Below are 13,904 nucleotides of genomic sequence, written 5' to 3'. Positions count from 1 at the left end.
ATTTTCATTATAGCATTTACAACGTAGGTCCGTTTTATGCTATTGAAGAAGTAGAGAATATATGTCCATGGTGTATAAAAAATGGAAAAGCTTCAGAAAAGTATGATGGAATGTTTCAAGATGATCAAAGTTGTGATAAAGTTAATAAAGAAGAATATTTGGATGAATTGGTACATAGAACACCAGGATACTGTGGTTGGCAACAAGAATATTGGCTTAGTCATTGTGGGGATTTCTGTGCATTTATTGGATATGTTGGTTGGAATGAGATTAAAGAATTTGCAGATGAACTCGAAGAAGATATTAAATATTTTGGATATACAGTAGAAGATATTAAAAAATATTTGATTAATGATGGAAGTCTTCAAGGGTATTTGTTTCAATGTTTAAAGTGTGGTAAGAAAAGGTTGTCTATTGATTGTGATTAATTATAATTTTTTATAAGTCGTCCGTCTATTTCCATCACATAACAGTGTGTTTACAACATCCCCCAACCTAAGACCTAAAAGGTACAGTCGATGCATTAGCTCTTATTCAGGCATGAGCATCTCCTTCTAGAGGTTGGGGGACGTCGCAAACACGAGACGTTAGGTGCAATAATGACTTTCGGTAAACAAGGAAGGAGAAGTATGAATATGACTAAAATCATGAAGTTTTCTAGGTATATAGCATGGTTGGTAATTGTGCTAATAATTTGGGGGTTAGCCAAAGTACACCCGGCTTTTTTGGATGCCTCAAGAAGATTAGCGGACGGATATAATGTTTATAGAGTTATTTATACAATTGGATCCTTTTTAGTAGGTATACTTTTAATGATAGAACATGTGGTTTCGGGATTCGTTGATGGATTTAGTGTCATGCGTTTCGGGTTAATTATCTCTTTGTCGCTGCTTATATTGTTACTAGTTCCTTTTGTGATTGGAATGAGTATCACAGGATTTGGGATTGAATTTACTATAATGCAAGAAGGATTTTTTCGAGGTATTATTGGGGTTTGTGGAGGAGTTGTGTTTGCGCAATCCATCACATATGACAGAGACAATCGATAGCTTCTTAATTTTTATATTAATCTTGAGTAGATAAGTTAGATATTGCCACTTTTTTTATGTATGGAGTGGGGTCAAGTCATTACTGCACCTAACAGCGAACTTACGACATGGACGGGAACAAGGATGGATGTCCACGTCGTAAGTTCACGGGACGTTAGGTAACATATCTTACTAGTTTATTGGAAAGGTTTGAATGAGTTGAAGATTAGAGTGATTGATAAGTGTGATATTGAGTATGGGTGGATAAAAACGTATATGGAATTTAATGATGATGTAGTCCTCTTTAAAAGTGACAGAATCAATTTTCTTACAAGTAATAATGAGAAAGTCAGATGTAATGTGATTGATGTAGGCATTGATGAGAATGGTTGGTATTTAGTTCTTTTCTTTTATCAACGTAACAATAAAGATTTACTGGCTGGCGAGTTAGAGTTAAGTATAGAGTTTTCGCCATTGTCTTCTATAATAGGTTATAGAAGTATAATTGATTATTATGGATATTGGCCATCATTTCATGACGATGAATTGATTGAATTTAATGAAGGAGAAGATTTTGTAGAATTAACTATTAATTTATTAACTAAACCAGAAGACGAAAAGGAAGAGAAACTGATTAAGATTAGATTTGATGGAATAAGATATAGAGATATTAAATATGATGAGTATACAGATGATGTTATAAGTATAATTATGGATCTTCATTTTGAAATTGAGGTTGAAGATACATTAACTTGTTATTTTTATAGTTGTGTTGGTTTGTCTGGAACAATCTCATCGGATAAAGTAAGTTTTCGGCTACTTCCGTAAGATACATTACCTAACAAAATATTTCCGTTCGCTACGCACATTCACTCTCTTTATAGTAAGTCTTTGAGGTCAGAGTGAATGTCGGAAATAAGAAAAGTTATAAGAAATTGACTCATTCATATCGGGGGATTCCTTTGGGGTCAAAACCATCCAGTATATGTATATATATTAGAATTAATACACACTTACAGATAATTACGCATTAATAAATAAAGGGGAAATGATTAATGAAAACACTCATTTTTAGTGGCACACCTAGAAAAAATGGTGATACTATGGCTTTGATAAATGAATTTATAAATCATCTAGAGGGTGAATATAAAATTATAGACGCATATGATTGTAGCATACAACCTTGTGTTGATTGCAGATACTGTTGGGCTAATCCTGGGTGCTGTATAAATGATGAAATGCAAGAAGTGTATAACTATATTCAAGAATGTGATAACATATTAATTGCATCACCACTTTACTTTTCTGAACTAACAGGGCAGTTATTGACTATTACAAGCAGATTGCAAACATATTTTTGTGCAAGATTTTTTAGAAAAGAGAAGCCTATTGAGAAAGAAAAAAAAGGTGGAGTCATAATAGTTGGTGGTGGAGATGGACGTATTAAAAATGCTTATAACACAGCGTGTATACTTTTACATCACATGAATGCGAGAGATATTACACCCGTCATTTATAGCCATGATACAAATAATATTCCATCTAAAGATGATATAGAAGCTATGGAAGGTTCAAAGAATTTGGCATTGTTTTTTAATGAAAAAGCATAAATTTTGAACTCAATCTTTGGATAAAGTAATTAATAATCTTCTTATAATATGTATTAATATGAAAATACAGAAAAAACTAGGGAAGTAGCTTCGAAGATGAATGAGTCAACATCTGATAACAAAATGTTTCCGTTCGCTACGCACATTCCTTCACCGGGTGCGAGTACCGCCAGGGAGAAAGGCTTCGAGGTCCGGTTCAGAAACGTCGGAAACAAGGAACGTTATGTATCTACTATGATTATTAATTATAAATATTATATTTTATAAGGAGGTTTATCATGAGCAAGATATTAGTATACATATATGAGGGTATGGCAGATTTTGAGATATCATTATTGATTCATCTATTAGGAGTAGATTGTGGTAAGGAATTAGTTGTAGTTTCTAATAGTTTAAAAACTATACAAAACAAAGCTGGAATTTCATTTAATCCGAGTAAGAAGTTGAATCAGGTGATAGATGAAGAAGTTGAAGGAATAATAATACCTGGTGGATGGCTTGAGAATTTAGATGAAGATTTAATAAGATTAATCAAAAAGTTAAATGAAAATAATAAATTAGTGGCAGCTATTTGCGCAGCACCATGGATATTAGCAAAAGCTGGTGTCCTAAATAACAGAAAATATACAACAACCATAGAAAAATGGGATAAAAAGTATATAGAATTATTTAGAACAGATGATCCATTTCCATGGGAAGGCTATATGAATGAAAGAGTAGTAAGGGATGGAAATGTTATTACTGCCAAAGGATTGGCTTTTGTAGATTTTGCAGTTGAAGTATGTGATTATTTAAACCTTTTCGAAGATGAAATCGAGAAGAAGACTTTTGAGAGAGAAGTAAAAGGTAATTAATCGACTATTTCCGTAGATTACAACGAATAACAATATATTTCCGTTCGCTACGCACATCCCACCACCTAAGCCCGTCGGTGCAGTCGTCGCATTAGCCCTTATTCAGGGCATGAGCAACTCCTTCTAAGGTGCTGAAACGTCGGAAATACGGAACCGTTAGATAACATCAATACCATCTTCGAGGGTCTTATTAAGGAGGGCTAGAGTTGAATAAATTAATACGTATAACTATAATAGTAATGTCTTTTCTTATCTCGTATATGATATATAGAAGTGAATATAATATTAAACCCGAAGTACAAGATATAGAAAGGGCTATTGGAGAATTTTTGAAGAAAGATGTAAAAGTTAAAGAAACCATTAATATTGATAATAAGATAGTTGTATATTATACATTTGGAGATAATGATATTATTGGTTCTACAATATTACATAGAGGGATTAATTTTAAATATAGAATACGAGATGCAGGATATGGTACAAGAAATATGGTTTTGGTAGGACATTCATATGAGGTTAAAGGAAGAAAGTATTTAGCTATCATGGGAACAAACTATGAATTAAGGATTAGTGAATTTGATATTGAAACATACTCAGGTGAAATGTTTAATGCAAAAATTCACGGTAAAAGAGAGTTATTAATGATTTTTGAAACAAAAGAGGAAACGTATATCAAAAATTATGTATTATATGATGAGAAAGGAAAGGATATCACTAGAGATATGCGTTCTTACTTAACTACTGATGAAGCAAGCGGTTCAGGAGTAGGTATAGAAGATTTATTATATGAGATGTGCTTTGGTTGCTTAATAATAGGATTTATTATCTCTAGAGTATTTAAAGATAAGAGAACATATAGAGGTAAACTGAAAAAAGAAGATGGTATTGACGTCGTATAACAATGTATTTCCATTCGTTCGGGCAAAGGTCTTCCTCTGGGGTTATGCCCTCACACATCCCACCACCTAAGCCCGACGGGACAGTCATCGCATTAGCCCTTATTCAGGGCATGAGCGATTCCTTCTAAGGTTATGGGACGTCGAAAATACGGGACCGTTAGATAACATTGACTCATTTATTTCGGGGTATTCCTTTTAGGTCAATAAAAAAATTCAAGGTTAAATTTAGATTTTTATGAATATTATTTATATAAGAGAGAGGTAAATATGAAAATAAAAGAGAGGTATATTTTACTTACCATATTAATTATTATTGCTATACTTTTTTTAGCTACTATCAAAACGAAAGATTCTTCTAATGAAGTATTGGTCAACAAAGATATAATTCAGGTCAGAAGTTTTGGAGTAAATTCTTATTCAACAGAAATGAACACATCAGCAAAAGGAACGGTATTTATCAAAGGAGAAGAAAGCATTCCTGAACATGTACAGATTATTTCCTGGATTGAGATAGACCCTGATGATTGGGGTGGTGTTGCGTTCTATATCCCTGACCAATGGCAAATTTCCAACATAACAAGTAGCTATCCGGAAAACGAAGCTCAAATGACATCTGCCGACTATGTAGCCACATGGAGTACTACGGATAGTAAATATGAATTAAACACAATGATAGAAATTGGAAGAGATCGCAGTTACATACAAACAGGAGGCGGCACGGGAACTGTTATGATTGATTTGGTTCTTGATAAAAACGTAAAAGTTCAACCTGAGACATTCAATATTATGATTTCTGTCGGCTCCGATGAAAAAGACGGTGTAATGATAGAAGGACCTGATTCTATATATATCGAAATACCCATAACTTAACAAAATGACATAAAGGTATAAAAAATATTTAGCCCTAACTCTGGAGCTGAATGAGTCAACATCATCTAACAAAATATTGCCGTTCACTACGTACATCCACTCTCTATAGGGTAAAGCTATGAGGATCAGAGTGGACGTCGGAAATACGGGACCGTTATAAGACATTGTGCACTAGGTAGTGCTATATTAGGAGGTATACTAAATGGATAAGGACAAAGACAATGGAAAAGATATAGTAACTAATATATGGGATACAGTCGCACCTACATTTAGTAAGATGGGTCCTAAGTATTGGGATCAATTTGGAGAACGATTAGTTCAACTATCGAATATAAAAGATGGTGGAATATTATTAGATATTGGAATGGGAAGAGGAGCTTCATTGTTTCCAGCCACTAAAGAAATTGGTATTACTGGAAAGGTTATAGGGATAGATTTTTCAGATAGAATGGTAAGTGAGAAACGTGAGGCTAGTGTCTAATTCCGTGCACAACATCTTATAACAATATATTTCCGTTCGCTACGCACATCCCACCACCTAAGCCCGACGGGACACTCATCGCATTAGCCGTTCTTAGTATGGGAGGGAATGGTATTGAAAAAAACATTATATATAGTACTTACTGTTATATGTTTTATTGTAACATCATGTAAATCGGTAGATAATGAAGAAGTTGATGAACTAAATGTTAAATTGCATCAGTTGCAAGAAGAGAATAATATATTGAATAAGAAGTATACGAAAGGTATAAATGAAAATAATGAACTATTAATAGAAATACATAATTTAAAGGCAAAAAATGTATCTTTAGTTAATGAAAAAGAATATTTAGAAGAATACTATAATAATATTGTGTTTAGATTTGATAAAGATACAAATAAGATGAATTTAGTTGTTGGAAGTCATACCTTTATAGAATTATTTGGAGTTAAGAGCATGGCAGAATTAGTATCGGATGAATTTAATGATGTAGAAATAGTTTTAATAGAAGAGCAACATCTGGAGGCAAGTGGATACTAACGGGCGTACAATATATTTCCGTTCGCTACGCACATCCCACCACCTAAGCCCGTCGGAGCACTCGCCGCATTAGCCCTTATACAGGGCATGAGCGACTCCTTCTAAGGTGCTGGGACGTCGGAAATACGGACCGTTATGTGAAAGTGTCAGCTAGGCTACTGGTAATTTGTAAAGCAATTAGTAATTCAGAAAAGCTAATTGGTAAGATGTAAGAGGAGAGATTAGATGTATAAACATGTTATTTGGGATTTTGATGGAACTTTATTTAATAGCTATCCATTATATACGGAGGCATTAAAATATTCTTTAGAGCAGCAAGGAATAAAAGAATCATATGAAAAAATAATGTCACTTCTTATGGTGTCAGAATCACATGCAATGAAATATTATGTAGCTAAGCATCAACTTGATAAACATTTATTAAAAAAAGGGTATGACAAATACAAAAAAGAATCTGAAATTGAAATAATAAAACCATTTCCACATGTTATTGAGATATGCAGAGCAATACATTTGTCAAATAAGAAAAATTATCTATATACTAATAAAGGTCAATCTTCTATAGATGTCTTGAAACATTATAAAATATACGAATACTTTAGTGACTTTATTACACGAGAAAAAGGATTTAAAAGAAAACCAGATCCAGAAGCATTATTATATCTAACCAATAAATATGAAATTATAAAAAATCAAGCAATAATGGTGGGTGATAGAGATATAGATATATTATCTGCTAACAAATCAGGAATACATTCATGCTTTTTTGATTCTACAGAAGTTAATAAATGTAAATTTGCAGATTATACAATTCATAGTATCAAACAACTAGAAGATATAGTATGGTAAAAGAAATGAACGTGATATAGTGGAATTATTATACATATACGTTTTATATTAAAACAAAATTTTTTAGTGGTTTTTAAAGTGTAGGTGGAAGTTTTCGCTAACACCATCACATAACAATGTATTTCCGTTCGTTCGGGGTGGGTATTCCTTTTGGGTCAGCCCTCACACATTCCACCACCTAAGCGCGTCGCGACAGTCATTGCATTAGCCCTTATTCAGGGCATGAGCAATTCCTTCTAAGGTGCTGAAACGTCGGAAATATGGAAACGTTAGGTGTAATTATTAACTACTAATCTACATCTATTTATATGGTTTAGACTCTATATATGGCTAAAGAATTAAAGCATGTATCTTTGGTTGGACCGACTTAACTTATTATATTAAATCGGAAATAAATTCAACCTAAAAATGTATAATTATACCAAGAATTCAACATAAAATATTTTGCGCAGTGAATCATTTTCATTGAGGTATATATAGTAGTCTTATTTATTGGACTAGCCATATTTATAAGGTTTGTCCTCAAGACTATAGAAATATATTGCATGGTATTAAAAAAAGTGAGGTAGTAAGTATGAAGGATGAAGAGAGAATAATAGTTCAATTTAGTAGAAATATCTGGTATAAAAGAATCGGATTTTTTCTTTTTATAATTGCTACAAATACCTGTCGCATTTTTAGAAGGAGGTATTCGTTGGCTAGTAACAATTCCTATTATAATAATGGGTATTGTATTTGAAAGATTATATAAATGCCCCAATTGTGGTTATGTTTTTGATCCTAGAATTAAGGAATCTGAGTTGCACTATTGCAATCAATGTAGAGCAAGACTTAGGTAATAAAGAAATGTGACTAAAGCTTCCGTTAATAACTACACCTAACAATGTATTTCCATTTGTTCGGGAAAGGTATTCCTTTTGGGATGAGCCATCACACATTCCACCACCTAGGCGCGTCGCGACAGTTGTTGCATTAGCCCTTAATCAGGGCATGAGCAACTCCTTCTAAGATGCTGGAACGTCGGAAATACGAGACCATTAGCTGACATGATTTCTAGGTATTGACAAGTAGACTTTTAAAAAAGGAGTTATAAGATTTATGAATAGATTTTTTTCTACTATATGTGTAATTTATCTTTTAATATTATTAACAGGTTGCAATAAAGATGCTGAAGATATTACAGTTAATGGTGTAACTCAGGAATTTGATGACAATCTAATCCAAATAATTAATCAAGTTCAAGCTGTTGATGTTGAGAATGATGGGTTATCAGACGATGTTTTTTTATTTTATTATGATAATTATATTGTGCTTCAGGTGAAAGATGGATATGAAAAGCTAGTTATCGTAGATAATGAAGACCAATTATTTGGTGATAATCTAGGTGATCATTACAATTGTAATTTATATGTAAAGAGTAACAAAGCATTAGTATGTATTACATATGAAGGTACCAATAAGTATGGGTCTACATCATGGATTTATTGTTATGAGCATCAAGATGGCAATTTAAACAGAATATGGGACTCAGAGGAATTATTGAAAAGAAATATATTTATTGATGATTATGATGATAAAGATAATATAATCAATGTTGTTGTTGGTGATGCAAAAAAAGAAATGGTTGTTGATGAGGAAGATGAAGAAATGTTCTTAGCATTTATTAATTCTTTATTGGATAACGGTAACGAGTCTCCCGAGTTTTGTTTTTCTATTACACCTTCATATATAATGTATGATTATAATAATGATAACGTTGATGAGCTAGTCACAAGAACTGTGGTACCATTTGGTGCATGTCCTATCACAGGTCATTATATTACTATCTATGAATTTTCTGATAAAGGTATTATTGAATTAGATAGTTTTTTTAGTAGTTCAAATCCTAAATTGACACAAGATATATTTTCGTTTTATTAGTGATAGTAGCAGACTTCCGAAATCACATCAGCTAACAGAGTGTTTCCAACATTCACTTTCTCTTGGGTTAGGCTTTGAGGTCAAAGTGAACGTCGGAAACACCCGTAACGTTAGCTGAAAGATAAAACTAGTTTATTGAAAGGGTGAATGAAAAATGAATATAAGTTACAGGAAATATAAAGATATTAATGATTATGAAAGCATGTGTACATTTTTGGAGAAGAACTATCAGGTTTATGGGACGAAGTTCTATAATAATCTGACTCTATTTGAATTTCAATGTGCATTAGCCTGTGGTAGAGATGAAGTTAATGTTAGCATTGATGAAGCGTTAAGTAATTTCCTTCTTTGGTTCGATGGGGAAGAGTTAGTAGGAATGGTTGACGGAAATAGTTTTTGTATTGCATCAGATTATAGATTTCTTTTTGATGACATAATTAAAGCTGCAGAAGAAATCAATCCGAGCAAAGATATCGAATGTGAATGGGAGATTTATGAAGGTGATTCTGCTTTTGAAAGCGTCCTTCAAAAACAAGGGTATATTAAATCAGATGAATACTGGGTGAGACGGGAATTGAATTGTAATAATCTTATTGATGATATCGATTTACCAGAAGGATTTCATTACGAGTATGTTTCTAATCTCAGTAATCTAGATGAAGTGTTTAGGGCATATAAGTTATGTTATGGAATGCTATTTAATCAGAATATTTTCGATAATTTTTTTACGACATCAACCTATAGAAGAGAATTAGACCTTGTAGTTAAAGGACCAGATGGAAGTGTTGTTGCAATATGTAGTGGAAGATATGATGAGAAGAACAAATTGGCCACTATTGAAGCAGTATCTTGTTACCACGAATATAGAAAGAAAGGTATTAGTAGGGCGCTGCAGATAGTTTTGTTAAGAAATGCAAAGAAGTTAGGAGCAGAGAAGGCAACGGTATTTACAGCTATGCCCGAGAAGTATCCAGCGCCAAATAAACTTTATGAATCAGTAGGATTCAATTTAGTTGGTAATCTTTATGTTTGGAGAAGAGGGAATAAATGACAGATCATCTAGGTGTAAGCTAGAATTATATCAGGGTTTCCGTCTCATCCTTCAGCTAACAAAATATTTCCGTTCGCTACGCACATTCACTCTCTTTGGGGAAAGTCTTTGTGGGTCAGAGCGAACATCGAAAATAAGAAACGTTATATAAAATCAGGTAACTAGGCTATAAATATGAAGTTCAGTGGAGGAGATAATTTATAATGCCAAATGGAAATGAAGTGAAAAAACAGTACTCTAATTCTAATAATTTGGAAGCAAGGATTCAGTTACATAAACTCTATAGTACAAATAAGACTGGATGGTCCACTTGGATATTTAATCAGATTGATTTCCAGAAGAATTATCAAGTATTAGAGTTGGGAAGTGGTACTGGAAGTTTTTGGCTAGCTAATAAGACTAAATTACCCTATATGAATATAATAATTACAGATTCTTCAGAAGGTATGTTAAATACTGTAAGGAAGAAATTAGAATCATTAAATTGTAATGTGACTTTTAATTTAGTTGATTCTCAAGAAATTCCATATATGGATAACAGTTTTGATATCATTATTGCTAATCATATGATTTATCATATACCAGATATTAATAAAGCAATAAGTGAAATTTATAGGGTTTTGAAACCGAATGGTAAACTATATACTACAACACTTGGTAAAGATAATATGACAGAATTAGCTAGTCTATTGCATAATTTTGATAACAGTATAGTTTTTCCATCTAATAAATTAATTGAGAGATTTGGACTTGATAGTGGTAGCATTAGTTTAAGAAAGTTTTTCAAAAATGTAGATTGCAAGAGATACAAAGATTCTTTATGGATACTAAAGTCAATACCTTTATTGAATTATGTATTATCATTAGAAGGTATTGGAAATGTTTTAGATATCATAAGAGATGAAAGAGTTAATGATTTTAGAGACTATTTGGATGTCTTGATTAATAAAGATGGGAAAATTAATATTAAGAAAGATAGTGGAATATTAATAGCTAAGAATTAAAGTTTAGAAGAGTGGAAACTTCCGTTACCTGGCTTTATATAACACAATGTTCACATTCGTTTGGACAAGGGTAGTGCTCTTGGGATTTGTCCTCACACATTCCACCGCCTAAGCCCGTCGGGGCAGTTGTTGCATTAGCCCTTAATCAGGGCATGAGCAACTTCTTCTAAGGCGCTGAAACGTCGTGAACAAGAACCGTTAAAAGACATTAATGTCTGGGTATTGATAGAAGAGGAGGTCTTTATGAGTCGAAAATATTACGAACCTAAGAATCATACGAAAGAAGGCATCTTGAGGATTCTAGATAATGATGACTTAGAAGAACTTAGGTTTCTTGGTATTGCAGTCGGGTTGAACTATCCAGATTGGAAGTTTGCTCAAGATATTTGCCTGAAATTAGCAGATAATGATGATGCTCTAGTAAGAGCTAATGCGATTTTGGGACTGGCTCATATAGCCAGGACTAAGCAAAAACTAGATAAGAGAGTCGTAAAGCCTATTGTTTTGAGAGAACTCAGATACAATCATGTGAACCGATTCACTATTCTTGATGCAATTGACGATATTAATTTGTTTATGGAATGGTCATTAGCACTAAAGGAATACAAAAAGTATAGATAGGTATGACCTAGAGTTGTCTCAGTGGGGACGACATTAACGTCTTCTAACAGCACGTTGCAGACATGGACAGGAAATCGGATGGATGTCCACGTCTTCAACCTTTGTAACGTTAGCTGACATATAATCATGGGTATTTGGTATGATAAAGTATTATTGATTAGGAGTTAGATTTAATGATTAGTTTGATATTTCCTAATTTAATTCATGAAGAACAAGTAATGGATTATCGTAATGAATTCTTGATTAATCATGATAGTATGGATGGAACAGCCGGATTAAGAGACTATGAAGACTATGTATTATGGCTTGAACGCATTAAGAATAATAACAATAGAAATACAAGACTAGATGGCTTAGTACCTGCTACAACATTATTAGTGATAAGAGAGTCAGATGACTACTTAGTCGGTATGGTTGATATTCGTCATGAGCTGAATGATTATTTATATAATTATGGGGGGCATATAGGTTATAGTGTAAGGCGGTCTGAAAGGCGACAAGGCTATGCTACAGAGTTATTAAGGCTAACACTTAGGAAGTGTAAGGAACTTGCTCTAGATAAAACGTTGGTATGTTGTAATAAGGACAATATTGCATCTGCCAGAACTATTATGTCCAATGGTGGAGTTCTTGAGAATGAAGTGATTGAGGATGGCGAATTAGTTCAAAGATATTGGATTAAGTGTTGAGATAGTAGAGATGGAGTTTCTAGTCTTGGCGGGACTAACGGATTATACGTCAGCTAACAGCGAATTGACGACATGGACAATAACAAGGAAGGAAGTCACACGTCGTCAATTCACGGGACGTTATATAAAATTATCACCTTCATTTCGGAGCAGAGCTAGTGGGTCTTTTATTATTAGGTTTATATAAGTGGGGAAATAGGATAAATGTTAAGCGGCAAATACATACAATACATATAACAGAAAGTGATAGGAGAATTACATGACTGAGCAAGTGATTTTAGAAACTAACAGTAATGTCAAATTAAAAGAGAAACATGAAATAAGAATAAGAGCGTGGGTTAGATATTTTGCTAGAATAACTGATATAACTTTATTCTCATGGATATTAAACAGTATAATTTTATATTTAAACCCTTCCTTCATAAATATTGATTTATTCTATAGAAGTATACTTGTGGTAAACTCATGGATTATTGTAGAAACAATTAGCCTGGGTTTATTTGGAACAACAATAGGCAAATGGATTATGAATATCCAAGTAAGAAATAAAGAAGGAAACAAGTTAAATATTAGAGATTCCCTTAGAAGAAGCTTATTAGTATGGGTATACGGATATGGTTGTGGTGTACCTATATTTAATTTGATTACACTTACAAAGTGCTATGACAATTTACTTGAAAATAAATTAACTACTTATGATAAGAAGGGTGAGTATAGTATTTCATGTGGCAATATTAGTATAGTAAGAGTTATAATAGTAGTTGTTATTAATATATTTATACCATTTTGGGATATTATTATTGATTTGAAATATTTGTTTTAAAGATGAATATTGGTGATTTTATGTAACCATTTAACTAATAAAATATTTATTAAGTGCAATATGAGTAGTGTTTATAGTTTGAGAGTATTAAAAGATGTTAGAGTATGTTCCTCGAAGTTGAAGGTGATAACTTTACATAACAATGTGTTCAAGTTCGTTCGAACGAGGGTAAAGCTCTGGGGAAATGTCCTCACACATCCCACCTAAGCGCGTCGCGACAGTCATCGCATTAGCCCTTGTTCAGGGCATGAGCGATTCCTTCTAAGGTGCTGGGACGTCGGAAATACTGAACCGTTATGTGAAAGTGTTAGCTAGGCTACTGGTAATTTATAAAGCAATTAGTAATTCAGAAAAGCTAATTGGTAAGATGTAAGAGGAGAGATTAGATGTATAAACATGTTATTTGGGATTTTGATAGAACTTTATTTAATAGCTATCCATTATATACGGAGGTATTAAAATATTCTTTAGACCCCTTTAGCTGGATTGATACAAGTTTACTTTAGCGCATGGGTGTTTTCTTGGTTTGGAAGAATCTTTAAAGGTGAAGCAACATCTAATGAATTAAGAGCTTCAATATTGTGGAGTAATGTACCAGTAATGATGATATTGCCAATAGCGTTTTCAACAACAGTAGTTGGAGCCAGCTCTAAAAGGTAAATGTT

General features: G+C 33.0%; 16 protein-coding genes. All 16 read left to right on the top strand.

The genetic code is table 11. The annotated features are described in order from the left end of the window. On the top strand, positions 1 to 428 hold a 428-nt coding region (locus ACX6CF_RS26085; RefSeq protein ID WP_458788311.1), incomplete at its 5' end, for a CbrC family protein. A gap of 207 nt (positions 429 to 635) precedes the next feature. Next, positions 636 to 1,049 (top strand): hypothetical protein, encoded by a 414-nt coding sequence (locus ACX6CF_RS26080; RefSeq protein WP_458788310.1) that lies wholly within the window; start codon positions 636 to 638, stop codon positions 1,047 to 1,049. A 255-nt stretch (positions 1,050 to 1,304) separates the two neighbouring features. Continuing rightward, the gene (locus ACX6CF_RS26075) at positions 1,305 to 1,856 is read left to right on the top strand and encodes a hypothetical protein (RefSeq protein ID WP_458788309.1); all 552 of its coding nucleotides are present in this window, start codon (positions 1,305 to 1,307) and stop codon (positions 1,854 to 1,856) included. A 227-nt stretch (positions 1,857 to 2,083) separates the two neighbouring features. Then, positions 2,084 to 2,638 (top strand): flavodoxin family protein, encoded by a 555-nt coding sequence (locus ACX6CF_RS26070; RefSeq protein WP_458788308.1) that lies wholly within the window; start codon positions 2,084 to 2,086, stop codon positions 2,636 to 2,638. Positions 2,639 to 2,916: 278 nt separating this feature from the next. Beyond that, entirely contained in the window at positions 2,917 to 3,492 is a 576-nt protein-coding gene (locus ACX6CF_RS26065) for a DJ-1/PfpI family protein (RefSeq protein WP_458788307.1), read from the top strand. Positions 3,493 to 3,698: 206 nt separating this feature from the next. Beyond that, complete coding sequence (locus ACX6CF_RS26060; protein WP_458788306.1) at positions 3,699 to 4,391, top strand: hypothetical protein; 693 nt, start codon at positions 3,699 to 3,701, stop codon at positions 4,389 to 4,391. A 267-nt stretch (positions 4,392 to 4,658) separates the two neighbouring features. Then, on the top strand, positions 4,659 to 5,261 hold the full coding sequence (locus tag ACX6CF_RS26055; protein ID WP_458788305.1) for a hypothetical protein: 603 nt from the start codon (positions 4,659 to 4,661) through the stop codon (positions 5,259 to 5,261). Between the two features lie 202 nt (positions 5,262 to 5,463). Next, complete coding sequence (locus tag ACX6CF_RS26050) at positions 5,464 to 5,742, top strand: class I SAM-dependent methyltransferase (RefSeq protein WP_458788304.1); 279 nt, start codon at positions 5,464 to 5,466, stop codon at positions 5,740 to 5,742. A gap of 114 nt (positions 5,743 to 5,856) precedes the next feature. Beyond that, on the top strand, positions 5,857 to 6,282 hold the full coding sequence (locus ACX6CF_RS26045) for a hypothetical protein (protein ID WP_458788303.1): 426 nt from the start codon (positions 5,857 to 5,859) through the stop codon (positions 6,280 to 6,282). Positions 6,283 to 6,507: 225 nt separating this feature from the next. Beyond that, complete coding sequence (locus ACX6CF_RS26040) at positions 6,508 to 7,131, top strand: HAD-IA family hydrolase (RefSeq protein WP_458788302.1); 624 nt, start codon at positions 6,508 to 6,510, stop codon at positions 7,129 to 7,131. Positions 7,132 to 8,229: 1,098 nt separating this feature from the next. Continuing rightward, positions 8,230 to 9,051, top strand: a complete 822-nt coding sequence (locus ACX6CF_RS26035) for a hypothetical protein (RefSeq protein ID WP_458788301.1) — start codon at positions 8,230 to 8,232, stop codon at positions 9,049 to 9,051. A 154-nt stretch (positions 9,052 to 9,205) separates the two neighbouring features. Further along, on the top strand, positions 9,206 to 10,102 hold the full coding sequence (locus ACX6CF_RS26030) for a GNAT family N-acetyltransferase (protein ID WP_458788300.1): 897 nt from the start codon (positions 9,206 to 9,208) through the stop codon (positions 10,100 to 10,102). A gap of 203 nt (positions 10,103 to 10,305) precedes the next feature. Beyond that, on the top strand, positions 10,306 to 11,106 hold the full coding sequence (locus tag ACX6CF_RS26025; RefSeq protein WP_458788299.1) for a class I SAM-dependent methyltransferase: 801 nt from the start codon (positions 10,306 to 10,308) through the stop codon (positions 11,104 to 11,106). A 243-nt stretch (positions 11,107 to 11,349) separates the two neighbouring features. Further along, on the top strand, positions 11,350 to 11,727 hold the full coding sequence (locus ACX6CF_RS26020; RefSeq protein ID WP_458788298.1) for a hypothetical protein: 378 nt from the start codon (positions 11,350 to 11,352) through the stop codon (positions 11,725 to 11,727). Positions 11,728 to 11,900: 173 nt separating this feature from the next. Further along, positions 11,901 to 12,416, top strand: coding sequence for a GNAT family N-acetyltransferase (locus tag ACX6CF_RS26015; RefSeq protein ID WP_458788297.1), 516 nt, complete (start codon positions 11,901 to 11,903; stop codon positions 12,414 to 12,416). Positions 12,417 to 12,675: 259 nt separating this feature from the next. After that, on the top strand, positions 12,676 to 13,239 hold the full coding sequence (locus tag ACX6CF_RS26010; protein ID WP_458788296.1) for an RDD family protein: 564 nt from the start codon (positions 12,676 to 12,678) through the stop codon (positions 13,237 to 13,239). Positions 13,240 to 13,904: the final 665 nt, after the last annotated feature.

The sequence above is a fragment of the Vallitalea sediminicola genome (assembly GCF_054408565.1).
This window is presented reverse-complemented; position numbering and strand designations above follow the sequence as displayed.